The sequence below is a fragment of the Stappia sp. MMSF_3263 genome (genome assembly GCF_030733745.1).
GTDB lineage: Bacteria > Pseudomonadota > Alphaproteobacteria > Rhizobiales > Stappiaceae > Stappia.
The window spans coordinates 305977-331694 of sequence record NZ_JASHIK010000002.1 but is presented as its reverse complement, the minus strand read 5'-3'; the positions used below and the strand labels follow the sequence as shown (position 1 = coordinate 331694).

Sequence of the window (25718 nt, the reverse complement as noted above, 5' to 3'; positions counted from 1 at the left end):
ATGGGTCGCATGATGCGTCATCCTGGTGCTGCGTTCCTGCTTGCCGTCGCAGCGATATGCCTGGCTTTCGCCGGCAGCGATGCGATCGCCGATACGGGTGCGCCCGCCGGGGAGAGCGCAACGGCTCCGGCTACCTGGCCGGAGCGCCTCGAAGGGCATGGCGGCCCGGTCAAGTCCATAGCGCTTTCGCAGGACGGGACGGCGGCGCTCTCCACGTCGTTTGACTATTCCGTCATTCTCTGGCGCATCGGGGCCGGAACGGGCGAGATCGTTCACCGCTTGATCGGCCATGAGGCTGCGGCCAATGACGCCCGCTTCGCAGGGCAGGGGCGGGCCGTTTCCGTTGGCGACGACGGAGCGGTCATCCTGTGGAACCTCGATGACGGGGCAATGCTGACGCGGATCGATACCGGCGAGGAAAAGATACTGTCCGTCAGCGTCAGCCCGGATGCCCGCTTCGCGGTGACCGCATCCTGGGATCGCACCGCACGGGTCTACGAGATAGGCGAGGCGTCCCTGACCGAGCGGGCCGTTCTCGAAGGGCACCGGGGCAACGTCAACGCGGCCGCCTTCTCCGCCGACGGGACCAGCGTCTACACCGCTTCCTATGACGGCGGCATCCGTGTCTTCGACCGTGCAAGCGGGGCGTTGCGGCGCGAGATCCATTCGCACGGCTGGGGCATCAACGTGATGCGCGTCCTGGCCGGCGGTTCGCAGATCGCCTTTGGCGCGACCGACGGGGTCGTCGCGGTGATCGACATTGCCAGTGGCACGGTCGTCAAGCAGCTGGCCTCCCACCCGCGGCCGGTCCTGTCTCTCGCTCTTTCGCCGGATGGCAGGCGGCTGGCGAGCGGCGGCGGCGACGGCCGCATCCGCGTCTACGCCACCGATGCGTGGGAACTGCTGGAGGAATACGAGAACCCTTACGGTCCGGTCTGGGGACTTGCGCTCACGGGCGATGACCAGGTCGCGTTCTATTCCGGCCTCGACGACCACGTGAACGCTTGGCAGATCAGCCCGCGCAGGCCCTTCGATCCGGTCGCGAGCGACTTCCCCCGCCGCTTCCAGGTGGCTGCCGAAGATGATCCGGGAGAGCGCCAGTTCGCGCGGAAGTGCTCCGTCTGCCACACGCTCACGCCGGACGACGGAAATCGCGCCGGCCCGACGCTCTACGGCGTCTTCGGTCGCCGGGTCGGCACATTGCCGGGCTATCCGTATTCCGAGGCGTTGCGGCGGCTCGACTTCGTCTGGAACGAGCAGACGATCTCCGATCTCTTCGATCATGGCCCGGACATCGTGACGCCGGGCTCCAAGATGCCGATCCAGCGCCTGAAAAGCGCCGAGGAGCGCGATGCGCTGGTGTCATTTCTCAAACGCGCGACGGCGCCGGATCGGACCTTGCCGGATGGCGGTCCGAGCGAACGGAAGGAACGGGAACAATGAAGGCATTCCTGAGTGCAGTCGTGGCACTTGCGGTCATCGGGACGGGAGCCTGGGCCTATCTGACGCGCGGCCTGGACTACTCCTCCGCGGCGACCTACTCGACCGATACGCCGGGCGCCGTTCGGCTTTCACCGGATTCGGGCGAACGGCCGGGGGAATGAATTCCTGTCGCGCGACGAGGCTGATCCGTGCCGTGTCAGGCATGGTGGCGATTGCGGTCGTCGCAGGTCACGCCGCACCGGCCGCCGCGCAGCTTCCAACCGCGGCTCAGCTTGAACGCGCCAGAGCCTCGGTCGTGGCTGTTCTGCCCGATTGGCCCGACGGGCGCGCCAATGCGGAAGAGCCGGAAGGCTCGGCCGTCGCCATCGGCGACGGAACGATGCTCCTGACCGCCGATCACGTGCTCGGCGCCGCGCGGTCGGTCCGTCTGCGCTTTCCCGATGGCCGTGTCGTCGCGGCCGAAATCGCCTTTCGAGATGCGCCGACGGATCTGGCGCTGCTGCGCGCGCCGGTGACCCTTGAGCCGCTGGCCTTCGGGACGGAGCCGTCGCTCGGCGCGCCCGTCTGCGCGCTCGGCAATGCTTTCGGCCTTGGCATCTCGCTGAGCTGCGGCGTGGTCTCGGCGACGGCGCGCGGCGGCGTCGGCTTCAATGCCGTGGAGGATTTCATCCAGACAGATGCCGCGGTCAATCCGGGCGCCTCGGGCGGCGCCCTGGTGGACGGCGAGGGTCGCCTTGTCGGGGTTCTGTCCGCGATCTTCACCAAGTCGGGCGACGGCGATATCGGCGTCAACTTCGCGGTCTCGGCCTCCCTTGCGCAGCGTGTTGTCGAGGCCGCTGCCATCTCGAAAAGCCCCCGGCGCAGCCTTGGCGCCCGTTTGCGCCAGACCCCGCCGGGCCCGCAAAAAGGGGGACTGGAAGTCGTCTCCCTCGAGGCTGGCGGCGCGGCGCAGCGGGCTGGCCTGCTTCCGGGCGATGTGATCCTGTCGATCGACGGCGTTCCGGCGGTCAAGCTCGCCGGGTTTCGCGGTCGCCTTGAGCGGGACGATGCCAAGGGTGTGCTCACCGTCCGGCGGGCGGAATCGGAACTTCAGGTGGAACTGGGAAAGACCGATTGACCAGAGACTTGCACGGGTTTCCGGATTCAGTTCCACAATCCGTTGAATCAGATTCTCAACCGGCAGATCTCCCCGGCCTCACGGCCCGGGCGAAAACGGGCCGAAACCGATGGAGAAAACCATGGACAACGATACGTTCAACATGTCCTTGAGGAAGTTCCTGAAGCAGGTGGGCGTTACCTCCCAGCAAGCAATCGAGGCCCATGTGCGCGGTTCCGGCGCCGAAAGCGGAAGCCTGACCGCGCGCGTGGTCCTGACCATCGACGGTCAGGAGTTCGAGCACGTCGTCACCGGGCGCATCGATCTGGGATAAACTTGCCGGCAGCGACACCGGCCGCGCCTTGAATCAGTTTGCGAAGGGATTCGCGTTTCATGTCAGGATTTGAGAGCATGGGTTTGCCAGACCCGGTGTTTCCTCCGCTGCTTGCCGGACATCCCGTTGCCGCCGGAACCGTGCCGTTCGAGGTGGCGGTTGCCGGAGCCGAGACCGGGGAACTTGGAGCCGGGGACCTGGTCTGGTCACGCTCGCTCGAACGGATCGAACTGGCCCTGGTGCTCGAGCCGGAGGTTGGCGCCGACCGGGTTCAAGAAATGCTGTTCCTGGCGATGGTCGCGACGACGGATGCCATCGGCGCCCTGATCCCGCCGGAGATTGCCCTGACCTATCTCTGGCCGGCGACACTGCGGGCGAACGGAGCTGCCGTCGGCCGGGCGAAACTTGCGCAGAGCGTGGAGCTGGACGAGAGCGGCGCGCCCGCCTGGCTTGTCGTGGGGCTCTCGTTGCAGCTGGCGCCGTTGACAGGACCGCTGGAACCGGGCGAGGTGCCGCATCTCACGAGCCTCGTCGACGAAGGCGCGGCCGAACTGGACCGCACCCAGGCGGTCGAGTCGCTGTCGCGCCACCTTCTCACCTGGATCCACACCTGGGATGTCGACGGTTTCGCGCCGGTTCTGGAAAACTGGCTGTTCCGTGCCGACGGTTACCGCGCGCAGGTTGTTCTGGAGACCGGCGACGGTCCCCGCAGCGGGCGGTTCGTCGGCCTTGATGAAAAAGGGAACCTCTTGATGAAGCCCGACAACGCGGACAGCGGGCAGACAATTGCCCTCCCGCTTGACGATGCGCTGGCATATCTCGACGAAACGGAGACGCGCCCGTGACCCGGTTGTTGCGCGCCATCCGTCTGGATGTGTCGGATACGCATGTCTTTCCGCTTGCGGCGGAGCCCGGGGACTGGGTCATTCCGGGCACCTTCGCCTTTCGCAACTACACGGACGAGGGGCTGACCGGAAAGATCCGCCAGGCCTTTGTCTCGGGCTTCCTGTCGCTGGAGAACCTTGGCTGGTCGACGCTCGCAACGCCGGCGGACCTTTCCCCCGAGGAGCGCGAACGGCTGATTGAACGGTTGGCACAGCATTTTGTCGACGAACACGGCGCTCCCGCGCTTGAGGCCGCGCGACCCGTCGCCGCTGCCGAGATCGACGATGCGTGCGAGCTTGCCGCCGAACTCGATCTCAACGCGCTTCTGGCGATCCAGCGGGAAATCGATGACGAGGGAGCCATCCACGAACGGTTCCACCTGGTGACGCCATCCGATGACAAATCCCATGCCCGGATCTGGGACGTGACCGAGGACGAATGATGCGCCAGTTCTGGAAATCATCGGGAATGCACCTGGTGACACGCGATGCCAACGGATGGCTTGCAGTCACGCCGGACTTTCTGCGGGCCTATTACACGCGGCCGGAAATTCACCCGGTGGAAGAGTCCTGCGATGCCGAGCACCGGTTGTTCGAGCATTTGATGAGCGATCCCTTCGCGGTCATCGACGACGCCGATCTCGCCGCCATTGCCGATCCGGACGCGGCCGACAACTATCGCGTCATCCTGCGCTTTCGCGACCATCTCGTCGCCAGTGGCAGCATCGAGGCCGGTTACGCGGCCTTCTTTTCAGGCGGGGCCCCGATCGACATTCCGCCGATGTTCATCGACCAGCTGGTGCATCTGATCGCCCACAATGTCCTGCGCAAGGTCGCCGATCCGATGCGGTTGCGCGCGGCGGAGATCCTGTTCCGCGAACAGTCCGTGACCACCGCGGAGGGGCAACTGATGCTTGCCGACGCCGAGATCGTCGAGACCTATTCGCGGACCGGCGGGTTCGGCGGGCTCGGAGCCTTGCTGGCCGAGGCCGGCACGCCGACGCGGGACGTGGCGCTGGATGTGCTGACCGAGGAGAACGCGGGGATCTACTGGGACCGCTCGGACCGTTTCGACACGGCCATCGACTTCCGCTTCACCGAACCGGCGCTCGATGCCTTTGCCCGGGTCCTGGAAAGCTGGATCGCGCATTTCCATGGCACCGGAGTACGCGTCCAGCCGCAACAGTCCATACGCGACGAGCGCTGGTCCTGGCATGTCGGCCTTGACGCCGGCGCAACGCGGATTCTCAACGCGCTCTATGAGGGCACGCCGGTCGACGAGGCGGAGCTGGGGCGGATCATCGCCCTGTTTCGTCTCGACTTCGACCGGAGCGGCGATCTCATCGAGACGATGCGGGGCAAGCCCGTCTGGATGGGACTGTCCATGGGGCCGGACGGCGCTGTCCGGATGAAACCTCAGAACCTGTTGACAAACCTTCCGATTCGGCGACGAAACTAGTTTCTCTTCGAAGCCCGCCGGTCTCCGGCAGCAATTGCAGGAAAGCACAGGCAAACCATGATCCTTTCGGACAACGGGCGGGCCATCGTCTTCATGATGTTCGCCATGGCGGGCTTCATCCTGAACGACAGCTGCGTCAAACTGGTGTCGAGCGATCTGCCACTTGGCGAGATCATGTTCCTGCGCGGGGCGATGGCGCTCTCCCTGTTGCTCGTCTGGTGCGTTGCCAACGGCACGATCAAGCGGTTTCCGCTGCTGCTCAACCGGCTGGTGGGGCTTCGCGTCTTCGCCGAGGTGAGCGCGACGCTGCTGTACCTCACCGCTCTCTTCAACATGCCGATCCCCAACGCCACCGCCATCCTGCAGGCCTTGCCCCTGCTGGTAACCGCCGGAGCCGCGCTGTTCCTGGGCGCGCCGGTCGGTTGGCGCCGCTGGACCGCCATCACCATCGGGTTCGGAGGTGTCTTGCTGATCGTGCGGCCAGGCATGGAAGGCTTCGACGCCTGGGCCCTGGTCGCCCTTGCCGGCGTCTTCCTCATGGCCCTGCGCGATCTGACGACAAGCGTCCTGCCGAAGAACATCCCGACGCTTGGCGTCACCTTCGCCACGCTTGTCGGTGTCACCGTGACGGGGTTGGGGCTGTCCGTGACCGAGACCTGGGTGATGCCGAGCGCGAAGAACCTGTTGCTCCTGGCAACGGCAGCCGGGTTCATCCTCGTCGGCTTCGTCTGCATCATCAACGCGATGCGCATCGGCGACATCTCCCTGGTGGCGCCGTTCCGCTATTCGATCATCCTGTGGGCGATCGTCATCGGATATCTTGTCTGGGAGGACATTCCCGACACGTTCACCCTTGCCGGCATCGCCGTGCTCGTGGGGACGGGCATCTACAGCCTTGCGCGCGAGCGCAAGCTGCTGAGCGGGGCCGGTCCCGCAGCGCAGGCCGACCTGCCGCGCTGAGTTCATGGGTCAGTCGGCCGGGGAGTCAGCGGGCCGGGGCGTTCCCGCAAGCCGCGATTTCGCTGCGCAGCCAGTCGCGGAAGGCGATGACCTTGCGCAGACGGAAGGCCGCCGGCGGTCCGACGAGATAGAATCTTGGCCGGATCGGCAGCTCAAGGCCGAACGGCGCGACCAGCCGTCCGTGCCGGATATCCGCTTCCGACAGGCTCCGCCGGCCAAGCACGACCCCGGCGCCTTCTATCGCCGCGTCGAGCCCGTGGTCGGCATGGGTGAAGCGCAAGCCCTTGGTGGCGTCGACACCGGTTTCGCCGGCAAGCTCGAGCCAGCGCGGCCAGCTCGGGGCGTCGGCAAGGTGCCGGATGCTGTCGTCATGGAGCAGCGTGACCGAGGCAAGGTCCGCCGGTGTCTTCAGCCGGGCGGCCATGTCGGGCGCGCACAGCGGCAGCGCCGCCTCGTCGACCAGCGGCTCCACCTCTAACCCCGGATAATCGCCCAGCCCGAAGCGGATGCCGACATCGGCATCGTCCCGCGCGAAATCGACATTGCGCAGGTTGGCGGACACCAGCAGCTCGATATCGGGATACGCATCGACAAACCGTCGCAGTTTGGGCGCCAGCCATTTGGCCGCGAATGCCGGACCGCTTGAGACGATCAGCCGGTTGTTGTCGGGGCTTGCCGAGATCGCCGAGATGCCTTCGACGATCCGTTCCAGTGCCTCCTCCACGGCCGGGAGCAGCTTGCGGCCGCCGGGCGTGAGCGAGATCGCCCGGTTGCCGCGCACGAAGAGCGGTTGGCCAAGCTGCTCTTCCAGCGTCCGGATCTGGTAGCTCAGCGCCGACGGCGTCAGATGCAGCTCGTCCGCCGCCTGCTGGAAACTCATGTGGCGGGCGACCGCCTCGAACACCCGCAAGGCGTTCATTGCCGGAATGTTGTAGCGCATTTCACTTCAAATTTTTTGTTTCGACTGGAGGAAAATACGAGTTTGTCGCGGGTATCGCAATCAGGCAGTTTATCTCCATGAAATGCCGGCACGTTGCCGGCTGCAACCGGAGAGCGAACATGACCTATCTCGACATTTCTCGGCTTGATCCGATGAACCTGACTGCAGCCGAGATCAACTGCCTCACCCGGCGGGGGCGCCGCCAGCGCGCCGAAGCCCTTCGCGCCATGCTGCGTCGTGTCTTTGCAAGGTGAGGGGGGAGGCAAAATCGAGGAACGCCGGCAAAGGCGGGTGACCCGGTCGCCCGCCTTTGCGCGTCCGGAACGCGAGGGCGTCAGGCCGGGATGCCGTCCGCGCTAAGGGTTTCCGAGATCCACCGCAGATAGTCGCCAAGCACTGCCTCCTGCCGTCTGCAATAGGCCCATTTGCCCTTCCGCCGGACGGTGATGAAACCGGCCTGGCGCAACAGGTCGATGTGGCGGCTCGCCGTTGGCTGGCTGACGCCGAGCGCTTCCGCGATCAGCGTCATGCAGACGCCGAACTCGACCGGATCGGCCGACCACTGGGTGGCGAAATACGTTTCCGGTGTTTTCAGAAGCCTCAGGATTTCCAGCCGTTGCGCGCTGGACATCGCCCTGATCTGGATTGACCTGTCTTGCATGCGGCTATCATATTGTCATTTAGCTAAATGACAATATGAAAAGGAGACCTCATGCTGCCTCTCGACAGGACGTATGACTTTGAAGGCCGGCGGATCGCCTGGGGCACGATTGGAGACGGCCCGCCGCTGGTCCTCATCCACGGTACACCGTTTTCCTCGCAGGTCTGGCGCCGGATCGCGCCCTGGCTGGCCTCACGCTGGAAGGTTCACTATTTCGATCTGGCCGGATACGGGCGTTCGCAGATGGCGGCGGGGCAGGATGTTTCTCTGGCCGTTCAGAACCGCGTTCTCGCCTCGCTTTTCCGCCACTGGCGGCTGGAGCGTCCGGATGTGCTCTGTCACGATTTCGGCGGAGCGACCGCCTTGCGCGGATATTATCTCGACGGTTTGCGCTACCGCTCCCTGACGATCTTCGACGCGGTCGCGCTCAACCCCTGGGGATCGCCGTTCGTCGCTCACGTGCGCAAGCATGAAGAGGCGTTTGCCGGACTGCCGGCCTATGCGCATGACGCCCTGCTGCGAGCGTATATCCAGGGCGCGGCCCACAAGCCCTTGTCGGAAGAGGCGCTGGCCGTCCACATGGCGCCCTGGCAGGGCGAGACGGGGCAGGCGGGCTTCTACCGGCAGATCGCCCAGATGGACCAGCGCTTCACTGACGAGATCGAACCGCTTTACGCACCGCTCGAGTGCCCCGTGCAGGTGCTCTGGGGGGAGGAGGATGCCTGGATCCCCGTCGAGACCGGTGAGCGGCTGGCCGCCCGCATATCCACCCGGCCGCTCATCCGGGTCCCGGCCGCCGGCCATCTGTTGCAGGAAGACGCTGCGGAAGCAGTCGTCGCCGCCATGTTGACGTTTGACCCGGCCGATCCGGGCCGATAGTTCTACGTAACCGGAGTGTTTCATACGACGGCGCGGCCTGGTCCCGGACCGGCATGTGGCGCCGACCAAAAAGCAGTTCACATGACAAAGAGTCTTTCCTCGGCACTGGCCGAGCGTCGTCCGTCGATTGCGCTTCTTGTCGCCGTTTCCGCGGTCAACCCGCTGGCCCTCAACATCTACCTGCCGTCGATGCCCACCCTTGTGGGCATTCTCGGCACGACCGCCGGCATGGTGCAGCTCACGCTGTCGCTCTACCTGGCGGCGGTTGCCGTCGCACAGATCGGCATCGGCCCCTTGTCGGACCGGCACGGACGTCGCCCGGTTCTCCTTTGGGGGCTCGGCATCTTTGTCGTGGGCAGCGCGGTCTGCGCCCTCGCCAACACGATCGAGGTGATGCTGGTCGGCCGCGTGCTGCAGGCCGTGGGCGGTTGCGCCGGCATCGTGCTTGGCCGCGCCATCGTGCGCGACCTCTACGATCGCAGCCAGGCGGCCAGCATGATCGGTTATGTGACCATGGGCCTCGCCGTGGCTCCGATGGTCGGCCCTGTGATCGGCGGCACGCTGGACGAGAATTTCGGATGGCGCACCAGCTCCTACCTGATGGTGGTGCTCGGCATTCTCGTGTTCGCCTGGTCATGGTTCGAGTTGCATGAGACAAATCACAGCCGCGCCTCGGGCGGCGGGCTGGCGGGCCTGGTGCGCAGCTATGCGGCCCTGGTTCGGTCGCCGGTTTTCGTCAGCTATGCCATGACTTCGGCCTTCACCTCGGCGGTGTTCTTTTCCTTCCTGGGCGGCGCTCCCTTCATCGCCGCCGAACTGCTGCACATGACGCCGTCGACCTACGGTCTCTATTTCATGCTGGTCGCCGCCGGCTACATGGTCGGCAACTGGATTTCCGGCCGCTTTTCCGCCCGCATCGGCATCGGCCGCATGATCACCAGCGGCAACACGGTCCTGGCGCTCGCGGTTTCGGCCATCGCCGTCTGCTTCTGGAACGATCTGTTGCATCCGCTCTCCCTGTTCGGCCCGATGTTCATCGTCGGGCTTGGAAACGGCATGTCGTTGCCCAATGCCATTGCCGGCGCGGTGAGCGTGCGTCCGGATCTTGCCGGTGCCGCATCCGGCCTGACCGGCAGCATGCAGATCGGCGCTGGCGCCATTGCCTCGGCACTGTCGGGCTGGCTCCTATCCGGCGTGTTGTGGCCGGGCACGATCTGGCCGCTCGTGCTCGTCATGGCGGTGGCCTGCGTCGTGGCGGTATTGGCCGGGATCGCTGCGCGGGTGCTGGAAACCGTCGACTGAGGCTTGCAGCTGGCGCATCATGCAGTTTGGGCCGCGCCGTGCCTCGGCTGGATCGCGCGGTCGCCGTGACAGGTGGACGGATGCGACCATGACGACAGACCTTTCCCTTGCCCGGCGCCACTTTCTCGCAGGTGGCGCGGCTCTCGGCGCGGCCGCGCTGTTGCCGCGTCGCCCTGCCTTTGCCGCCGCCACGGACTGGCGGGAACTGATCGCGCGTCCCGGCAAGGCCTCGCTGTGGGAGGAGGGCGGTCCTCTCGCCGATATCTGGGGCTATGACGGGGGCGTCCCGGGACCGCTCTTGCGCATCGCCCAAGGCGAGACGCTGAAGATCCGCTTCCGCAACAGTCTCGAACAGCCGACCACGGTGCATTGGCACGGCATCCGCATCGCCAATGCCTATGACGGCGTCGCAGGCCTGACGCAGGACCCGGTCGAGCCGGGCGCGGAGTTCGAGTATCTCGTTCATGCTCCCGATGCCGGAACCTACTGGTATCATCCTCACAACCGGAGTTGGGAGCAACTGGCCCGCGGGCTCTACGGAGTGCTGATCGTCGAGGAACCCGGGACGAAGGCCTACGACCGCGACGTGGTTCTTGCCTTCGACGACTGGCGGCTCGATGACGAGCGCCAGATCGACACGGCCAGTCTCGGCGCGATGCACGACTGGGCCCATGCCGGCCGGCTCGGCAACGTGCTGACCGTCAATGCCGAGCCGTATCTCCGCGAGAGTGCCCGCCCGGGCGAACGCCTACGCCTCCGGGTTCTCAATGCCGCCAACGCCCGGGTCCTCAACCTGCGCTTTGCCGGTCTTGCCCCGCGTGTCATCGCGCTCGACGGACAGCCGGTGACGCCGCACCTCCTCGAGGCGGAAACGCTTCGGATCGCGCCGGCGCAACGGTGCGACCTGATCATCGACCTTCCGGGGGAAGAGCGGGTCTTCAAGATCGACGAGGTCTCCAGGGACCCCTTTGCCGCCTGCGAGATTGTCGTCGCAGGTCCGGCGGCAGAACGCACGGCGGCGCTGCCCGACGACATTGCCCTGCCGGCGAACCCGGTGCCGAAGGCGCTCGACATGCGCGATGTGCTGCCCGTCGACCTGCGGATGGAGGGCGGTGCCATGGGAGGCATGCGCGAGGCGATGCTGCATGGTGAGCGAAGGGCGATGCGGGACCTCTTCGAGGCCCGCAAGATGTGGTCCTTCAACGGCATTGCCGGCAGCCATCACGATGCGGCGCTGTTCACCGTTGCACGCGGCCGTACCGTGCGTATTCCGATCGTCAACGACACGAGATGGCCGCACGCCATTCATGTCCATGGTCATCACTTCCGTGTCCTGTCCCGCAATGGCGAGGAGGTGACGCGCGAGCAGTGGCGCGATACGGTGCTGACGGAACCGGAAGAGCGCGTCGAGATCGCTTTCGTCGCGGACAATCCGGGCAAATGGATGATCCATTGCCACATGCTGGAGCATCAGGCGGCCGGCATGATGGCTTGGTTCGAGGTGACGTGAGCAGCGTGCCTTCGACTGCTCCATGGAGAGGAATTTGAGCCGCATGGCGAACAGACAGGACCGGCGCGCCGCCCGCGCCGAAGGGTCGCTCGATACGACGGGCTTCCTGCAGGTTGCTGCGAAATTCATCGAGGTCGCCAATCGCGAGAACCGCAAGATCCCGGCCACCGACCTTCACCTGGCGTTCCTGTGGGCTGCTGCCCGCTACAACGCCCATGTCGCCAAGGCGGTGATCGAGGTCGAGGACCACGAGGAGTTCGTCACCGGCATGGTCGAGCAATATCGCGAAATGCTGCGCCAGAACCTCGCCGATCCGGAGCTGGATCCGCCCGCCGGTCACGCCTGAGCGCATCTCCCGCGCGAACGAAAAGGGCCGGAGGAAAATCCTCCGGCCCTTTTCTCGTTTCGTGCCGCCAGGCGTCAGTTCTTCTTCAGGAAGTCGTCGGCGGTCAGCGCGTCGCCGTCCGGCAGCAGATAGTCGTCCGTGGTGACGATGCGCGGGCGCGCGCCGCCGCGAAGCGGCGTGTCGTCCATCTCCCACTGCGCCGAGATGCGACAGTCGTCGCACATCTCTATCAGGGCGATCTGGTCCTCGCGCTGGAACATCCAGTGCTTGCCGGAGAGCTTTTCACGAATGCGGGCGATGGAGGATTTCGTGCCGAACGGCTTGCCGCAGGAGGTGCAGGTGGCCGGCTCTTCCTCGTGCAGCACCACGGGTCGCATCGCCGCAGGCGCTGCGTTGTAGCGGGGCTCCAGCGTGATCACGCTCTCCGGGCAGGTCGCGGCGCACAGCCCGCATTGCACGCAGGCGGCCTCCGTCAGGCTCACTTGCGGCTTGTCCGGATTGTCGGAAAGCGCGTTCACCGGGCAGGAGGAGACGCAGGCAAGACACAGCGTGCAGCCCTTGGCGTCGATCTCGATGCGCCCGTAGGGCGCCGTTGCCGGCAGAGCGATGATGTCCGCGGTTGCGGGGGCCTGTGCCATGAGGCGTGAGATCGCGCTGCGCGCGACATCGCGCTTGCTCCCCACGGGAGCGAAGATGCCGCTTTCCCTGGGAAGCGGCCCTCGTACCGGTGCAAGGCGGGAGAGAACCGCGTCGGGATCGCTTTCCACGGCGATCTGGAACAGACCTTCGGTCGCGTATCCCATCCCGGCGAGCAGGCCGGCGGAAAGGTCGATTTCCATGCGAAGAGCGTCGAGTTCGTCGGATTTTGACGGCGGACAGAGGAACACCATTTCCCTGGCGCCGGCCAGCACGGCGGCGAGCATTGCGTCATGGCCGAACAGCGTCACGGCATGAACGTTGACCGGCAGCACATTGCCGGGCAGCCCCTTGCCGAAGCGCGCCAATGCGTTGATCAGGTCCTGTCCATGATCCCCGTCATGTACGAGAAGCACGGGATCGCGCCCGCCCGCCTCGCGATAGGTGCCCAGCAGCGCCTGCAGTCGGCGGACATGGGCGGCCCGGTTCGGATACTGGTAGCTGACCGCGCCCGTTGGACAATGCGCGGCGCAGGAACCGCACCCGCCGCAGATCCCGGCATCGACGACGATCTCGTTGCCGGCACTGGTGATCGCACCGGCCGGGCATGCATCGAGGCAGTTGCTGCAGCCGGTCTTGCCGGAGCGCCCGTGGGCACAGATGGAGGCGTCATAAGTGACGTATTGCGGTTTCTCGAAGGTCCCGACCATGTCGGCCATGTCGAAGAGCGCGCGTGCCACCGCCGCCGGATCCTTCGGATCGACGCGGCAATAGCCGTCGCGCTTGTCCGGCCCCGTTACCAGCGGTGTTCCGCCGGAAAGATCGAGGATCAGGCTGCAGCCGGCCTTGGCGCCGTCGCGGGCCAGCGAGAATGCCGGCGTGCCGCGCGATGAAGGAAGCATTTGCGCATAGCCGTCGACGGTGACGGAGAAATTGCTGAGCGATCCGCCGACGCTGCGGATGCGCCCCAGATGGACCGGAACCGGCAGGACGCCCGGCAGCAGGATGTCCGAGGCATCCGACAGGAGCAGGGAAACGGAGAGACGTCCGTCAAGCGCCAGCGCGGCATCGAGCGCCTGCTGGCCGGCACCATAGACCAGGCACACACCGTCGGATTCGATGGATCGCAGGGCGGCCGGGTCGGACGGCAGCAGCGCTTCGGCAAGCAGGGCCGAGATCTTCGGATGCGGATCCGTGCTGGTGTCGCACCAGCCCGCGCGCTCGCGAATGTTGAAAAAGGAGAGGCTCTGCTCCGCGCCGCGCTCCTCGGCGACGTCCTCGAACAATGGTGCTTCCTGGGTGCAGCCGACCAGCAGGGGTTCGCCGGTTGCCAGCGCCTTCTCGAAAGCGTCGAGCTGGGCGCGGCACAGCTGTGTGTGGATCGGCGTGCCCGCGTCGATTCCCGCGATCCGCGCGGGGTCGAGACGCATCGTCTTTTCGCAATTGCACAGCATGACCCGGGGTTTGGTCGACGTCATGTCGTTCCTCCGTGGCGACGGCCGGTTGGAGCCCCTTGCAAGGGGCGGTCCGCGACCGGTGCCGCTTGTTGATTTGCCTGTGACAATAGCCGAGTTTCCTGACCATTTCCTCCCTCAAGTCTGGTGGCGGTCAAAGCCGGACAGGGGGAGGCGATGCGCCGTGGCGCGGTCTTGCAGCTTGCCATTGTCTTTCCGCCTTGAAGGACCCAAAATCAGGGAGCCGCGATGTACCGCATCGTCCGGCAAGCGATGGGAGAGCGTCTTGCAAAGGGAAGTGTCCGCGTCCTTCGGAGTGGTGCTGGAGCGCCGGCCGTCGGCCTCGAAATGGGCCGACTGGTCATGGTCGGTGGTCGATGTGATCGCCGACGCACCGGCAACGGACGGCTGGACGGTCCTGTCGGACGAGGACGGGCGTCGGCGCTACCTGTCCTCCCCGCATGTGCTGGAACTGCACCACAAGATGGTCGATGCCTATGATGCCAACATCGAGACCGGCGCGCCGTCGATCTGGGTGATGCTGGATGAGGTGCTCTCCGGCGCGGATCCGGCCTATCGGGTGCGCGGCGTCACTGCCGACCCTTATGAGGCGCAAGGTGTTCTCGACAGCGCCGAAGGGATCGTCGACCGCCTGCCGATGCCCAAGGCGACCGTTGCCTGGATGGCGAAGTTCCTGGCCTCGTTGCCCGAGGCTCCGGCCTTTCGCAAGCGCCGCCGGGAGCGGCTCGAGGTCGAGAAGCAGATCTTCGGCAAGGAGCCGATCTTTTCCCCGCTCGGGCGACGTGAGGAGCGCGAGGAATGACACGGGAAACCGAAACGGGCTTCCTCTCCCGTTGGTCGCGCCGCAAGCAGGCGGTGCGTGACGGGGACCTGTCTGACGATGCGCTCGGCGATGCGGTCGGCGATGCGGAAGACACTGCCGGCGAGAATGACGGCGAGCGTGCCCGCAGCGCCGAATTGCGGGCGGAGGCGGCGCGTGTCGAGCAGGAGAACCGGGAGGCGGCCGAGGCCGTCGACCTGGAGGCGCTGTCCTTCGACAGCGACTATTCGGTCTTCCTCAAGAAAGGTGTTTCAACGGATCTGAAAAACGCGGCGCTGCGCAAGCTTTGGAGATCCAATCCCGTGCTGGCCTGTGTCGACGGGCTCAACGATTACGACGAGGACTTCCGCACCGTGCAGACGCTTGTCGGGGGGCTGAAGACGTCATGGCAGGTCGGCAAGGGCTATAGCTGGATGCTGGAGCCCAAGGAAGGGGAAGCCTCGGAGCCCACGGATGCGGCTGCGGAGCTTGCCGGGAGCGCGGAGCAGGACGGAGCCGTGGAGGCCGAGCCCGACCTTGCCGGCGACGGGCATGCTGCCGATGCCGACGAAACAGCAGGGGGCGAAGCGGCAGACGACGACGGGCCGGTGGTGTCCCTGGCGCAGCAGGAGGCGACAAGCACTGCCGATGTTCCGCTCGACGCTGAAGAAGCCGTGGTGACGACAGTCGCCGTGCGGGCCGATCATCCGGTGGAGGCGGTGCCCCGAGGCGAGCCGGCACGGCCGGCGCGGCGCCGGATGCGGTTTCAATAGGCCGGACGGCACGGCGATACAGCTTGGGGGCCTTTCCGGCAGCCGCCGCCGACTACTGCGGGGGAAACTGCGTCTGGCAGTAGCTCTCGGCACGGGCGCGGAAGGCCTCGTACTGACCGGAGTTGATCACCTTGTCGGCCCGCATCTGGTCGACGGCACCGACACGCTCGGCAAGGCAGGCGGCAAGGGCGGGATTGGCGGCGGCATTCCCGCCGGAGCCTGCCAGGGAATTGGCGAAAGGCGTCATGGCGACGCCGGCAAAGCCGACCTGGCCGATCCAGGCGATGGCGCTGGCAAGCGCTGCCGCGATCGCCAGCGCGAGGATGCGGGCCGCCGGCCCGTCGAGGCGACCGGCAGGGCGTCGTGCCTGCGGAGCCCCTTCATTCTCCATGGTCAGCCGCCGGTGACGCTCATGTGGCGCGTGACGGCGGGTTGCCGCGTGCGCCGGTCGATGATGAAATCGTGCCCTTTCGGCTTGCGGCCGATGGCCTCGTCGATGGCTGCGTGCAGCTGCTCGTCGCTTTCCGAGGCACGAAGCGGCGCGCGCAGGTCGGCGCTGTCGTCCTGGCCCAGGCACATGTAGAGCATGCCCGTGCAGGTAACGCGGACACGGTTGCAGCTTTCGCAGAAATTGTGGGTCATCGGCGTGATGAAACCGAGGCGCCCGCCGGTCTCCGCGATGCGCACATAGCGCGCCGGGCCGCCGGTCTTGTAGGGAATGTCCTCCAGCGTCAGCTGTTCGGCAAGCTTGGCGCGAACCATCGACAGCGGCAGATACTGGTCGGTGCGGTCCTCGTCGATCTCGCCGAGCGGCATCGTCTCGATCAGCGTGAGATCGTAGCCATTGGCGTGACACCACTCCACCATCGACAGGATCTCGTGCTCGTTGACGCCTTTGAGCGCGACCATGTTGATCTTGACGGAAAGCCCCGCCGCCGTCGCCGCGCGGATGCCGTCCATCACCTTGCCCAGGTCGCCCCAGCGGGTGATGGCCTTGAAGCGGTCGGCGTCCAGAGTGTCGATGGAAACGTTGATGCGGCGCACGCCGCACTCGTAAAGCTCGGTCGCGTAGCGCGCGAGCTGCGATCCGTTGGTCGTGATCGTCAGCTCCTCCAGCTTGCCGCTGTCGATATGACGCGACAGGCTGCGGATCAGGCTCATGATGTTCTTGCGCACCAGCGGCTCGCCGCCGGTCAGGCGCAGCTTGCGCACGCCCTTTTCGATAAAGGCCGAACACAGTCGGTCCAGTTCCTCCAGCGAGAGCACTTCGCGTTTCGGCAGAAAAGTCATGTCCTCCGCCATGCAGTAGACGCAGCGAAAATCGCAGCGATCCGTGACGGAAACGCGCAGGTAGCTGACGGTGCGACCAAACGGGTCGATCATCGGCTGGGACATGTGATGTTCCTCGCTCGGCCGCCGGCTGGCAGCGGCCTTCTCGATCTTCGGTCCGCGCGGGCCTGGAGCCCACGGTTCCTCCCTGATGTAATCATGCAAGGTAGCGGAATGAAGGGCCGCGTCAATCGGGACGACCCCGTGGGGTGCGCCCGACTTGCGACTTCCGCGCGCAGTGCGCCGGGCAACCGATCTTGCCCCTTGCCCTTCGCCGCGTCGGCACTATCGTCCGCCCCGACACATGTGCATCTGGGAAGGACCCGACCCGTGACCGACAGCACCAAGCCCTGGCCGACCGAGCTCCGCCTGAGCAAGGACAAGAAGCAGCTTACCGTCAGTTTCGACAGCGGCGAGAGCCACGAATATGCGGCGGAATACCTGCGTGTCTGCTCGCCTTCCGCGGAAGTGCAGGGACATTCCCCCTCGCAACGCAAGACCGTGCCGGGCAAACGCGATGTCGGCATCATGAAGATCGAGCCGGTCGGCAATTACGCCGTGCGCATTCATTTCGACGACCTGCACAATTCGGGGATCTTCTCCTGGGACTATTTCATCAAGCTGGCCGGCGAGCGCGAAACGCTTTGGGGCGGTTATCTGAAGGAGCTTGAGGAAAAAGGCCTGAGCCGGGACCGTTAAGGCCGGGGCCGCCGCTCAGCGCACGCCGCGGCGGCGTCGACAAATGCGCGGAATCACGGGCATAGTCTGCATGTTGGAATCACCGTGAAAGGGTGGAACGTGCAGCGTGACCGATCGAACCCGCGTGAGGGCGGGGTGCTTCTGAGCCGCAGGAGCCTTGTTCTCGGCCTTCCGCTTCTGGCGGCCGCCTGTCAGACGAAAAGCAGGGCCATCGAGAATGCGGGGCTGTCCGCAACGCCGGAGGGGCAGCCGAATTACGCGCTGGCCTACGCGGCTCGGCGGGATGGCGGCTTCAACATCCCGGCCATTCCCTGGAAGGATTTCGACCCGCGCTACCTGCGCCAGACCGTGCGCTATTTCTCGCGGCACGAGCCCGGCACCGTGGTCGTCGACCCGAAGTCGAAGTTTCTGTATCTCGTCCAGCCGGGCGGCAAGGCGATCCGCTACGGCATCGGCGTCGGCCGTGCCGGTTTCGCGTGGTCGGGCGATGCCACGATCCGCTTCAAGCGCGAATGGCCGAAATGGTTCCCGCCGGCGGAAATGATCGACCGCGACCCGAAGCTGGAGAAATATCGCGACGGGCAGGATGGCGGCCCGAGCAACCCGATCGGCGCGCGCGGGCTCTATCTGTGGCAGGGCAATGTCGACACGCTCTATCGCATCCACGGCACCAACGCACCGCGCAGCATCGGCACCAACGCCTCCTCGGGCTGCATCCGCATGTGGCAACAGGACGTCATAGACCTGCACAACCGCGTTCAGCTCGGCGCCAAGGTCGTCGTCCTGGGCTGATGGCGCGGGCCAGGGTTCACTCGCTCTCGGCCTTGAGCTTCTCGGCATAGGCGACGATGGCTTCGAGGTCGTCGATCTCGAGAATCATCTCGGCGATGGTCGAGGGGTGGTCAACGGGGCGTGGCTCGTCATGCGAGAAGCGCAGATGGGCCGGATGGGGCAGTCTGGCATGGAAGGTCTCGAACCGGTCGCGCCAGTCGTCGAGCGCCTTCACAAGGATCATGAAGGACGGCGTCGAGGAGATGCCTGTCATCCGGTTTTCCGGTGTGACGACGTGGCAGCGCGCGCAATGCAGCCTCGACAGGGCCGCGCCGCGTGCGGCCAGCGTTTCGTCGAAGGCCGCGGCGGGCGCGCAAAGCATGACGACGAGGGCAAGAGCCAGGCCCGCGACAGCGGCGACAGGTTGCGCTGGCATGATGGCGTTTAGCATCTCGTCCGTCCCTGGCCGGCCTTCACGCGGGGCCGCTTGCAACAGGATAACACCCCTGGCGGCACAGGAAAGCCGGCAACAAAAAGGGCCGGTAACAAAAAAGGCCGGCGCGAGGCCGGCCCTTCTGCGGTATTCGCCTTGGTCAGCGGATCGCGCGGCTCAGCGCTTGACCACCACCTTCGCTCCGACGTCGACATTGTCGTAGAGATGAACGACGTCGTCATTGGCCATCCGGATACAGCCCGACGACACGGCGGTGCCGATCGTCCAGGGCTCGTTCGAACCGTGGATGCGGTAGAGCGACGAGCCGAGATACATGGCGCGCGCGCCGAGCGGATTGTTCGGGCCGCCGGGCATATGCGCGGGAAGGATCTTGCCCTTGGCACGTTCGCGGGCGCGCATCTGCGGCGGCGGCGTCCAGCCCGGCCACTCGGCCTTGCGCGAGATGCGCTGTGTGCCGGCCCACTGGAAGCCCTCGCGGCCGACGCCGATGCCGTATTTCATCGCGCGGCCGTTCGGCAGCACGTGATAGAGGCGCCGCTCGCTCGTATCGATGATGATCGTGCCGGGGGCGTAGGATCCCTCGTAGCGCACGCGTTCGCGGCGGATCGGCGACTTGCCGCTCGGCACGCCGCGTGCGCTGTAGTCAACCCATTGGCGGGTGACAGGATCGAAGAAGCTCGACGCCGCAGCCGGCGTCGCAAGGACGGCGCCAACCAGCGCCGCGGCAATCAAATGTGAAATACGCATTCTCGGTTTCCCCATCCGGTGGTCGTCCGAACCAGCCCCAAGTCCCCCGCCGCCTCCCGGCCATAACCGCCCGGCTCGGGAAACGTTCCAGTGTCGATCGGGGCGCTGCCCGCGCCGGCATCGACAAAACGGGCCAAAGTGGCTCCTTAACGATAGTTGCCATTCTCCCTTGCGATGCGGTTAATGCAAAGGCGTTGATGGCAACAATGCTCGCCCGAATGCCGCCGGGATGCCGTGACGCCGATCACATGATCGTGAGTTTTCACGGTGCGGCAAAGGCCGGGGTGGCCTTTGTCCGGAAGAGTGGGGAGGCGGGCAGGCCCTGCGTGTTAGCCGAGATTGAGTTCCTTGAAGAAGTCGTTGCCCTTGTCGTCGATGACGATGAAGGCCGGGAAGTCCTCGACCTCGATCCGCCAGATCGCCTCCATGCCGAGTTCCTCGAACTCCACCACCTCGACCTTTTTGATGCAATCCTGGGCAAGGCGGGCGGCCGGTCCGCCGATCGAGCCCAGATAGAAGCCGCCATGCGCCTGGCAGGCGCGGCGCACCTGTGCCGAGCGGTTGCCCTTGGCGAGCATCACCATGGACCCGCCGGCGGCCTGGAACTGGTCGACATAGGCGTCCATGCGCCCGGCCGTGGTCGGGCCGAATGAGCCCGAGGCATAGCCTTCCGGCGTCTTGGCGGGGCCGGCATAGTAGATGGGATGGTTCTTGAAATAGTCGGGCAGCGGCTCGCCCGCCTCAAGCCGTTCGCGCAGCTTGGAATGGGCAAGGTCCCGGGCAACGATCAGCGGGCCGGAGAGCGACAGCCGCGTCTTGATCGGATGGCGCGACAGTTCGGCGAGGATTTCCGGCATTGGCCGGGTCAGGTCGATCCTGACGACCTGGTCGGACAGCGTTTCGTCGGTCACTTCCGGCATGTATTTCACCGGCTCGCGCTCCAGCGCCTCCAGGAAGACGCCCTCGCGGGTGATCTTGCCCAGTGCCTGCCGGTCGGCCGAACACGAGACGCCGATGCCGATCGGCAGCGAGGCGCCGTGGCGGGGCAGGCGGATGACGCGCACGTCGTGGCAGAAATACTTGCCGCCGAACTGGGCGCCGACGCCGGTCGCCTGGGTCAGCTTGTGGATCTGCTCTTCCATCTCCAGGTCGCGGAAGGCATGGCCGAGTTCGGAACCGGCGTTCGGCAATCCGTCGAGATAGCGTGCCGAGGCCAGCTTCACGGTCTTCAGCGTCATCTCCGCCGAGGTGCCGCCGATGACGATGGCAAGGTGATAGGGCGGGCAGGCGGCGGTGCCGAGCGTCAGGATCTTTTCCTTGATGAACTCGACGAGCCGGTCCGGCGTCAGCAGCGACGGCGTGCCCTGGTAGAGGAAGGTCTTGTTCGCCGAACCCCCGCCCTTGGCCATGAACAGGAACTTGTAGGCGTCCTCGCCCTCGCTGTAGAGCTCGACTTGGGCCGGCATGTTGGTCGAGGTGTTCTTCTCCTCGAACATGGAGATCGGCGCCAACTGCGAGTAGCGCAGGTTCTTCTTGAAATAGGCGTCGCGGGCGCCTTCCGCGAGCTTCGCCTCGTCGCTGCCGTCGGTCCACACCCGGCGGCCCTTCTTGCCCATGACGATGGCAGTGCCGGTGTCCTGGCACATGGGCAGCACGCCATGGGCGGAGATGTTGGCGTTCTTCAGGAGATCGAAGGCGACGAACTTGTCGTTTTCCGTCGCCTCCGGATCGTCGAGGATCTTGCGCAGCTGGGCAAGGTGACCGGGGCGCAGATAGTGGTTGATATCGGCGAAGGCCTCCTCCGCCAGCAGGCGCATGCCCTCCGGATCGACAACCAGAACTTCTTCCCCGTTGAAGCTCGCCGTGGAGACGAAATCCGCCGTCAGCTTCCGGTACGGGGTCGGATCCTCGCCAAGCGGGAAAAGCGTCGAGTGGCGGTAGTCGGGGGTCTTGGGCTCGGACATCGGCTTGCCTTGGCTGGAAGCTGGACAGGAAATGCTCGCCGCCTTTTACGCCATCCTTCGCCCGCCCGCCAAGCAGACCTTTCCCACAAGTACGGAGGCGGCGGAAAAGGGCCCGCCCGGATGCCTCATCGCGTGGCGACGATGTCGAGGCGGACGGTCACATCATTGGCAACGGTGGCCTCGGGAATGTCGCTGCCGATGCCGAAGACAAGGCGCGCCAGCGACACGTCCGCCTGCGCCCGGGCGCTGTCGCCTTCGACAGTGAGGGTGAATGGCAGGGCGAACTCCCGGACGATTCCCTTGATGGTCAAGGTGCCGGCCGCTTCATAGCGGTTGTCGCCAAGCGCTGTGATGCTGCCGGATTCGAAGATCGCGTCGGGATGGCTTGCCGGATCGAACCAGGCGGCGCTGGCCAGTGTCTGGTCGACCTGGCCCTGGCCGGTCGCGGCCGAGGCGGTGTCGATCACCGCGCGGATACGGCCCGTCTCCGGCGCCTGCGGGTCGAGCGTGATCTCCGCGTTCCAGCCCGCGAAACGTCCCTCGACAGGCGAACCGTTCTGCGTGGCGACGAAGGTCAGGCTGCTCTTCGATGTGTCGACCGTCCAGGAACTGGCGGCTGCAGGCGTTCCGGTGACCAGCGCTGCGGCGACGATGCCGGTCATGAGGGTCAGGCGGTTCTTGCGAAACATTGGGGGGTCCTCGTCAAGTGTCCCAGGCGATGCGTGCGATCCGGATCAGGAGACCCGGTTCTTCGTCTCGCTCGCCGGCGCGGTACTGACCATCCGGCGCAGCACGGTGTCGCGATTGATGAAATGATGCTTGAGCGCGGCCGCGACATGCAGGACGACAAGTGCCAGCAAGGCGAAGCCAAGCACTTCGTGCAATTCCTTCAGCACGGCTTCGGCCTCGGCCTTGCCGCCGAGCGCCTCGGGCACGGGCAGGTGCGGTACGGGAAGCACCTCGAACAGTACGGTCGGGATGCCCCAGGGCGATGCGGAGACCATCAGCCAGCCGGAGAGCGGAAGCGCGAGAAGAAGCGCATAGAGCCCTGCATGGCCAAGATGGGCTGCGATCCGCTCGATGGCGGGCATGCCGTCGGGAAGCCCGGGGGACGGATTGGCGAAGCGCCAGGCGAGGCGGAGAACCGCAAGCGCCAGCACCAGGAAGCCGAAGGACTTGTGCCACTGGTAGAGTGCGAAAGTATCCGGCGCCATCGGATCCAGCCCGGTCATGTACTTGCCGGCGACGAAAAGGCCCACGATCAGCACCGCCATCGTCCAGTGAAAGGCGATGGCGACGCTTCCGTAGCCGCCTTGCGTGTTGCGAAACTGCATGGTTCGGGCCGTTCCGTGTAGAGGCTGCTGCCGGATGTTGAGGGGTGCCGCGGGACCGGATGTCGGCCGCTCCCGCGGAGATTCAATAGCTCTTGGCCCTGATTACTTGGCCTTCAGGGCCTCGGCGGAGAAGGAAATCGTCACCTCGTCCCCGACATAGGGAACGAACATGTCCATGCCGTAGTCCGAGCGCTTGACGACCGTCTTTGCATCGAGGCCGACGGCGGGGGTCTTGGCCATCGGGTGCTCACCGATCGTGTTGATGGTGACGTCGAATGTTGCCGGCTTGGTGATGCCCTTGATGGTCAGTTCGCCGGCGACAGAGAGCGTGTTCTCGCCGGTCTTCTCGACCGTGGTCGAGACGAAGGTCGCGGTCGGATGGGCCTCGACCTCGAAGAAGTCGGCGCTCTTGAAATGCGCATCGCGCTCGCCCCAGAAGGTCGCCAGGCTGTCGACATTGACGGTCATGGCGATCTTCGAATTGGCCGGGGTCTCCTGGTCGATCACCAACTCGCCGTTCCAGTCGTTGAAGCGCCCGTCGGTCGTCGAGTAGCCAAGATGGTTGTAGGAGAAGACGAGGCTCGCGTGTGACTTGTCGAAGTCATAGGCAACGGGCTCGGCGATGGCCGGGGCGGCGACGAGAAGGGCGGCAAGGGCTGCGGCGCTGGTACGAAACATGTTCAAGGCTCCTGGCGGTGTTGACCGGTGTTCGATTGCTGCGGCCGCTTGTCGCGGCCTCGAGCCTCAGATCGTACGAAGAGCGCCCCGCATCAACTGCGTGAGGATGAAATGACTGTCCGCGTCGGGTGAACAATCCTGCTTCTAAATCTTCGAATGTATGACGCTTGCGCGACGCCTTGCGGTCGGGCAACCTCGCTGCCGCCGGGCTGGACGCATTGCGTTCGCGGCGGGAAGAGTGGCGGCCGCGAAGCGGCGCATGGAGGCGCGAAGATGATCGATCTGTACACCTGGAGCACGCCGAACGGCCGCAAGATTTCCATCATGCTGGAGGAGTGCGGTCTTCCCCATTCGGTGTTCCCGGTCGACATCACCAATTCGGAGCAGCACACGCCTGCCTTCATGCACATCTCGCCGAACAGCAAGATCCCGGCGATCGTCGATCGCGAGGCCGGTGTCAGCGTGATGGAATCGGGCGCCATCCTTCTCTATCTGGCGGAAAAGACTGGACGGTTCCTGCCTGGGGAGGGACCGGAGCGGCTGCGGGTCATCGAGTGGCTGATGTGGCAGATGGGCGGCTTCGGCCCGATGCTCGGCCAGGCCCATCACTTCCTGCATTTCAACCCGGGCAAGGCTCCTTACGCCGAAGAGCGTTACGCAAGGGAGGCGGAGCGCCTCTACCGGGTTCTGGACCGGCAACTGTCCGAGCACCAGTTCGTGGCCGGCGATTATTCGATCGCCGACATGTCGATCTGGCCATGGGCGAGCCGTTTCGAATGGCAGGGCATAGACCTGGCGGCCTATCCCAATGTCCGTCGCTGGTATCTGGAGGTCGCCGGCCGCCCGGCCGTGCAGCGCGGTTATGACATCCCTCAAACAGGTGCGGCGATCCCCATGCCCGCCTGAGCCTGCGCCGCCGCGCCTGTCTCCAGACGGAACTTCAGGAAGGTGCTGCCTTCGTGATCCACCTCGCCGAGGAAGGTGGCGCCAAGCCGTGCAAGCCCGCGAAGATGCCGGCGTGAGGGCGGCAGCAGGAAGGTCACGAAGGCAATGCGCGGATCGGCACGGGCAAACGCCAGCGCCTTGCGCGTGATCGCGATGCCAAGGCCGAAGCGGCCGGGCCTCAGAACCAGGCCGAAGTCCCATTCCTGGTCTTCGCGCTGAAATCCGCCCCATCCGGCATAGGTGCCGTCGCACAGGATCGCCCAGTGGCCAAGGCCGTCGCGATGCCAGCATTCTTCCTTGCCCGCCACGAACGCCGCGCTGTTCTGTTCGTCCCAGGAGCCAGTCGCCAGTGGCATGTGCTCGGTGACGCGCGGATCGCTCATATGCGCGGTGATCTCGTCCAGGGAGATCTCCGTCAGGCGTACGAAGGCAATTTCGGGTTCGGTTCGGTGTTTCATTGTTTGCGATCCCGTCGCGGATTGCTGGACGCGGCGGCAATTGCCCCTAGGGCGCCGCTGCCGCGTCCATGCCGGCTCAAGCCAGGATGGTCAGCCCGCGCCGAGAGGCCGGCCGGTCCATGCATTCGGCGAACCAGCGCTGCACGTTGGTGCGCTTCGGCAGTTCGGTGATCTCTCGCGCGCCATAGAACCCGCCAAGCGTGTCGATCCACGGGAAGATGGAGATGTCGGCGATGGAATAGTCGTCGCCCATGATGAAGCGGCGGCCGTCGAGCCGCTGGTCGAGCACGCCAAGAAGCCGCCGCACCTCGCCGGCATAGCGCTCGCGCGGGTAGGGATCCTTGACTTTGTCGGCGGCGAACTTGTGAAAATGGCCGAGCTGCCCGAACATCGGGCCGATCCCGCCCATCTGGAACATCAGCCACTGCAGGCACTCGTAGCGTCCATGCGCATCGGCCGGCATCAGCTTGCCGGTCTTGTCCGCCAGATAGACCAGGATCGCGCCGCTCTCGAACAGCGCCAGCGGCTTCCCGCTGGGACCGTTCGGATCGATGATCGCCGGGATCTTGTTGTTCGGGTTGAGCGAAAGAAATTCCGGTGTCATCTGGTCGTTGGTGTCGAAGGAGACCTTGTGGGCCTCGTAGGGCAGGCCGAGCTCCTCAAGCGCCACGGACACCTTGATGCCGTTCGGCGTCGCCAGAGAATAGAGTTGAAGCCGGTCGGGGTGCTTGGCCGGCCAGCGGCGGGTGATTGCGAAAGAAGCGAGCGAAGTCGGTTCGGACATTTACGTTTCCCTCTGGTTGCGAACCTGCATGATGCTGTCATAGGCGCTGAGGCGCCGG

31 protein-coding genes are annotated in these 25718 nt (G+C 65.5%); 18 read left to right on the top strand and 13 right to left on the bottom strand.

Translation table 11 applies throughout. The annotated features are described in order from the left end of the window. From RBB46_RS04395 to RBB46_RS04360, 8 genes are all read left to right on the top strand, one after another. On the top strand, positions 1 to 1443 hold the full coding sequence (locus tag RBB46_RS04395) for a c-type cytochrome (protein WP_306027664.1): 1443 nt from the start codon (positions 1 to 3) through the stop codon (positions 1441 to 1443). Further along, the gene (locus RBB46_RS04390; RefSeq protein ID WP_306027663.1) at positions 1440 to 1604 is read left to right on the top strand and encodes a hypothetical protein; all 165 of its coding nucleotides are present in this window, start codon (positions 1440 to 1442) and stop codon (positions 1602 to 1604) included. The genes RBB46_RS04395 and RBB46_RS04390 overlap by 4 nt, the downstream gene beginning before the upstream one ends. Continuing rightward, a complete protein-coding gene (locus RBB46_RS04385; RefSeq protein ID WP_306027662.1) occupies positions 1601 to 2560 on the top strand; it encodes a S1C family serine protease in 960 nt (319 codons plus the stop codon). Before RBB46_RS04390 ends, RBB46_RS04385 begins: the two co-directional genes overlap by 4 nt. Positions 2561 to 2681: 121 nt before the next feature. Next, complete coding sequence (locus RBB46_RS04380) at positions 2682 to 2873, top strand: DUF6494 family protein (protein ID WP_306027661.1); 192 nt, start codon at positions 2682 to 2684, stop codon at positions 2871 to 2873. A 77-nt stretch (positions 2874 to 2950) separates the two neighbouring features. Next, on the top strand, positions 2951 to 3718 hold the full coding sequence (locus tag RBB46_RS04375) for a biotin/lipoate--protein ligase family protein (protein WP_306027660.1): 768 nt from the start codon (positions 2951 to 2953) through the stop codon (positions 3716 to 3718). Next, positions 3715 to 4200: a DUF6505 family protein gene (locus tag RBB46_RS04370; RefSeq protein WP_306027659.1), complete on the top strand. Its 486-nt coding sequence runs from the start codon at positions 3715 to 3717 to the stop codon at positions 4198 to 4200. Before RBB46_RS04375 ends, RBB46_RS04370 begins: the two co-directional genes overlap by 4 nt. Next, positions 4197 to 5216 carry a DUF6352 family protein gene (locus RBB46_RS04365; protein ID WP_306027658.1) on the top strand — a complete coding sequence of 340 codons (1020 nt, stop codon included), beginning with the start codon at positions 4197 to 4199 and terminating at the stop codon, positions 5214 to 5216. The genes RBB46_RS04370 and RBB46_RS04365 overlap by 4 nt, the downstream gene beginning before the upstream one ends. 57 nt (positions 5217 to 5273) lie before the next feature. Further along, complete coding sequence (locus tag RBB46_RS04360) at positions 5274 to 6176, top strand: DMT family transporter (protein WP_306027657.1); 903 nt, start codon at positions 5274 to 5276, stop codon at positions 6174 to 6176. Between the two features lie 25 nt (positions 6177 to 6201). Here RBB46_RS04360 and gcvA read toward each other — a convergent pair whose 3' ends face one another. Continuing rightward, on the bottom strand, positions 6202 to 7116 hold the full coding sequence (gene gcvA, locus RBB46_RS04355; protein WP_306027656.1) for a transcriptional regulator GcvA: 915 nt from the start codon (positions 7114 to 7116) through the stop codon (positions 6202 to 6204). A 119-nt stretch (positions 7117 to 7235) separates the two neighbouring features. Between gcvA and RBB46_RS04350 the strand changes: the two genes are divergently transcribed. Further along, the gene (locus RBB46_RS04350) at positions 7236 to 7370 is read left to right on the top strand and encodes a hypothetical protein (protein WP_306027655.1); all 135 of its coding nucleotides are present in this window, start codon (positions 7236 to 7238) and stop codon (positions 7368 to 7370) included. Between the two features lie 80 nt (positions 7371 to 7450). On the opposite strand, the gene RBB46_RS04345 is transcribed toward RBB46_RS04350, so the two are convergent. Continuing rightward, positions 7451 to 7777 (bottom strand): helix-turn-helix transcriptional regulator, encoded by a 327-nt coding sequence (locus RBB46_RS04345; protein WP_306027654.1) that lies wholly within the window; start codon positions 7775 to 7777, stop codon positions 7451 to 7453. Positions 7778 to 7828: 51 nt separating this feature from the next. Between RBB46_RS04345 and RBB46_RS04340 the strand changes: the two genes are divergently transcribed. The 4 genes from RBB46_RS04340 (at position 7829) to RBB46_RS04325 (ending at position 11814) form a co-directional block, all read left to right on the top strand. Then, positions 7829 to 8656 carry an alpha/beta fold hydrolase gene (locus RBB46_RS04340; protein WP_306027653.1) on the top strand — a complete coding sequence of 276 codons (828 nt, stop codon included), beginning with the start codon at positions 7829 to 7831 and terminating at the stop codon, positions 8654 to 8656. 81 nt (positions 8657 to 8737) lie between these two features. Beyond that, positions 8738 to 9958, top strand: coding sequence for a multidrug effflux MFS transporter (locus tag RBB46_RS04335; RefSeq protein WP_306027652.1), 1221 nt, complete (start codon positions 8738 to 8740; stop codon positions 9956 to 9958). A gap of 88 nt (positions 9959 to 10046) precedes the next feature. After that, positions 10047 to 11468, top strand: coding sequence for a multicopper oxidase family protein (locus RBB46_RS04330; RefSeq protein ID WP_306027651.1), 1422 nt, complete (start codon positions 10047 to 10049; stop codon positions 11466 to 11468). 43 nt (positions 11469 to 11511) lie between these two features. Continuing rightward, positions 11512 to 11814: a DUF3144 domain-containing protein gene (locus RBB46_RS04325; protein ID WP_306027650.1), complete on the top strand. Its 303-nt coding sequence runs from the start codon at positions 11512 to 11514 to the stop codon at positions 11812 to 11814. 74 nt (positions 11815 to 11888) lie between these two features. Here the strand turns inward: RBB46_RS04325 and RBB46_RS04320 are convergent, their stop codons facing one another. After that, positions 11889 to 13928, bottom strand: a complete 2040-nt coding sequence (locus RBB46_RS04320) for a 4Fe-4S dicluster domain-containing protein (protein WP_306027649.1) — start codon at positions 13926 to 13928, stop codon at positions 11889 to 11891. A 262-nt stretch (positions 13929 to 14190) separates the two neighbouring features. Between RBB46_RS04320 and RBB46_RS04315 the strand changes: the two genes are divergently transcribed. Together RBB46_RS04315 and RBB46_RS04310 are read left to right on the top strand one after the other, a co-directional pair. Next, positions 14191 to 14727 (top strand): DUF3305 domain-containing protein, encoded by a 537-nt coding sequence (locus RBB46_RS04315; RefSeq protein ID WP_306027648.1) that lies wholly within the window; start codon positions 14191 to 14193, stop codon positions 14725 to 14727. Then, positions 14724 to 15497 (top strand): DUF3306 domain-containing protein, encoded by a 774-nt coding sequence (locus tag RBB46_RS04310; RefSeq protein WP_306027647.1) that lies wholly within the window; start codon positions 14724 to 14726, stop codon positions 15495 to 15497. Before RBB46_RS04315 ends, RBB46_RS04310 begins: the two co-directional genes overlap by 4 nt. Before the next feature lie 52 nt (positions 15498 to 15549). Here the strand turns inward: RBB46_RS04310 and RBB46_RS04305 are convergent, their stop codons facing one another. Together RBB46_RS04305 and moaA are read right to left on the bottom strand one after the other, a co-directional pair. Then, entirely contained in the window at positions 15550 to 15888 is a 339-nt protein-coding gene (locus tag RBB46_RS04305; RefSeq protein WP_306027646.1) for a hypothetical protein, read from the bottom strand. Between the two features lie 2 nt (positions 15889 to 15890). Next, on the bottom strand, positions 15891 to 16892 hold the full coding sequence (gene moaA, locus RBB46_RS04300) for a GTP 3',8-cyclase MoaA (RefSeq protein ID WP_306027645.1): 1002 nt from the start codon (positions 16890 to 16892) through the stop codon (positions 15891 to 15893). Positions 16893 to 17156: 264 nt separating this feature from the next. On the opposite strand from moaA, the gene RBB46_RS04295 reads away from it, so the two are divergent. Both RBB46_RS04295 and RBB46_RS04290 read left to right on the top strand, forming a co-directional pair. Beyond that, positions 17157 to 17525 carry a DUF971 domain-containing protein gene (locus RBB46_RS04295; protein WP_306027644.1) on the top strand — a complete coding sequence of 123 codons (369 nt, stop codon included), beginning with the start codon at positions 17157 to 17159 and terminating at the stop codon, positions 17523 to 17525. Positions 17526 to 17624: 99 nt separating this feature from the next. Next, on the top strand, positions 17625 to 18317 hold the full coding sequence (locus RBB46_RS04290) for a L,D-transpeptidase (RefSeq protein WP_306027643.1): 693 nt from the start codon (positions 17625 to 17627) through the stop codon (positions 18315 to 18317). A 16-nt stretch (positions 18318 to 18333) separates the two neighbouring features. Here the strand turns inward: RBB46_RS04290 and RBB46_RS04285 are convergent, their stop codons facing one another. The 6 genes from RBB46_RS04285 to RBB46_RS04260 form a co-directional block, all read right to left on the bottom strand. Beyond that, a complete protein-coding gene (locus tag RBB46_RS04285; protein WP_306027642.1) occupies positions 18334 to 18747 on the bottom strand; it encodes a hypothetical protein in 414 nt (137 codons plus the stop codon). Between the two features lie 159 nt (positions 18748 to 18906). Beyond that, positions 18907 to 19497: a L,D-transpeptidase gene (locus tag RBB46_RS04280; protein ID WP_306027641.1), complete on the bottom strand. Its 591-nt coding sequence runs from the start codon at positions 19495 to 19497 to the stop codon at positions 18907 to 18909. A gap of 329 nt (positions 19498 to 19826) precedes the next feature. After that, on the bottom strand, positions 19827 to 21461 hold the full coding sequence (locus tag RBB46_RS04275; RefSeq protein ID WP_306027640.1) for a fumarate hydratase: 1635 nt from the start codon (positions 21459 to 21461) through the stop codon (positions 19827 to 19829). A 125-nt stretch (positions 21462 to 21586) separates the two neighbouring features. Beyond that, the gene (locus tag RBB46_RS04270) at positions 21587 to 22150 is read right to left on the bottom strand and encodes a YceI family protein (protein ID WP_306027639.1); all 564 of its coding nucleotides are present in this window, start codon (positions 22148 to 22150) and stop codon (positions 21587 to 21589) included. 45 nt (positions 22151 to 22195) lie between these two features. After that, complete coding sequence (locus tag RBB46_RS04265; RefSeq protein ID WP_306027638.1) at positions 22196 to 22795, bottom strand: cytochrome b; 600 nt, start codon at positions 22793 to 22795, stop codon at positions 22196 to 22198. Positions 22796 to 22897: 102 nt separating this feature from the next. Beyond that, a complete protein-coding gene (locus RBB46_RS04260; RefSeq protein WP_306027637.1) occupies positions 22898 to 23473 on the bottom strand; it encodes a YceI family protein in 576 nt (191 codons plus the stop codon). Between the two features lie 273 nt (positions 23474 to 23746). Between RBB46_RS04260 and RBB46_RS04255 the strand changes: the two genes are divergently transcribed. Next, positions 23747 to 24379, top strand: a complete 633-nt coding sequence (locus RBB46_RS04255) for a glutathione S-transferase N-terminal domain-containing protein (protein ID WP_306027636.1) — start codon at positions 23747 to 23749, stop codon at positions 24377 to 24379. Here the strand turns inward: RBB46_RS04255 and RBB46_RS04250 are convergent. Next, positions 24346 to 24876, bottom strand: coding sequence for a GNAT family protein (locus RBB46_RS04250; protein ID WP_306027635.1), 531 nt, complete (start codon positions 24874 to 24876; stop codon positions 24346 to 24348). The two genes, RBB46_RS04255 and RBB46_RS04250, sit on opposite strands and share 34 nt — an antisense overlap. 76 nt (positions 24877 to 24952) lie before the next feature. Further along, the gene (locus RBB46_RS04245; protein ID WP_306027634.1) at positions 24953 to 25660 is read right to left on the bottom strand and encodes a glutathione S-transferase N-terminal domain-containing protein; all 708 of its coding nucleotides are present in this window, start codon (positions 25658 to 25660) and stop codon (positions 24953 to 24955) included. Positions 25661 to 25718 lie beyond the last annotated feature (58 nt).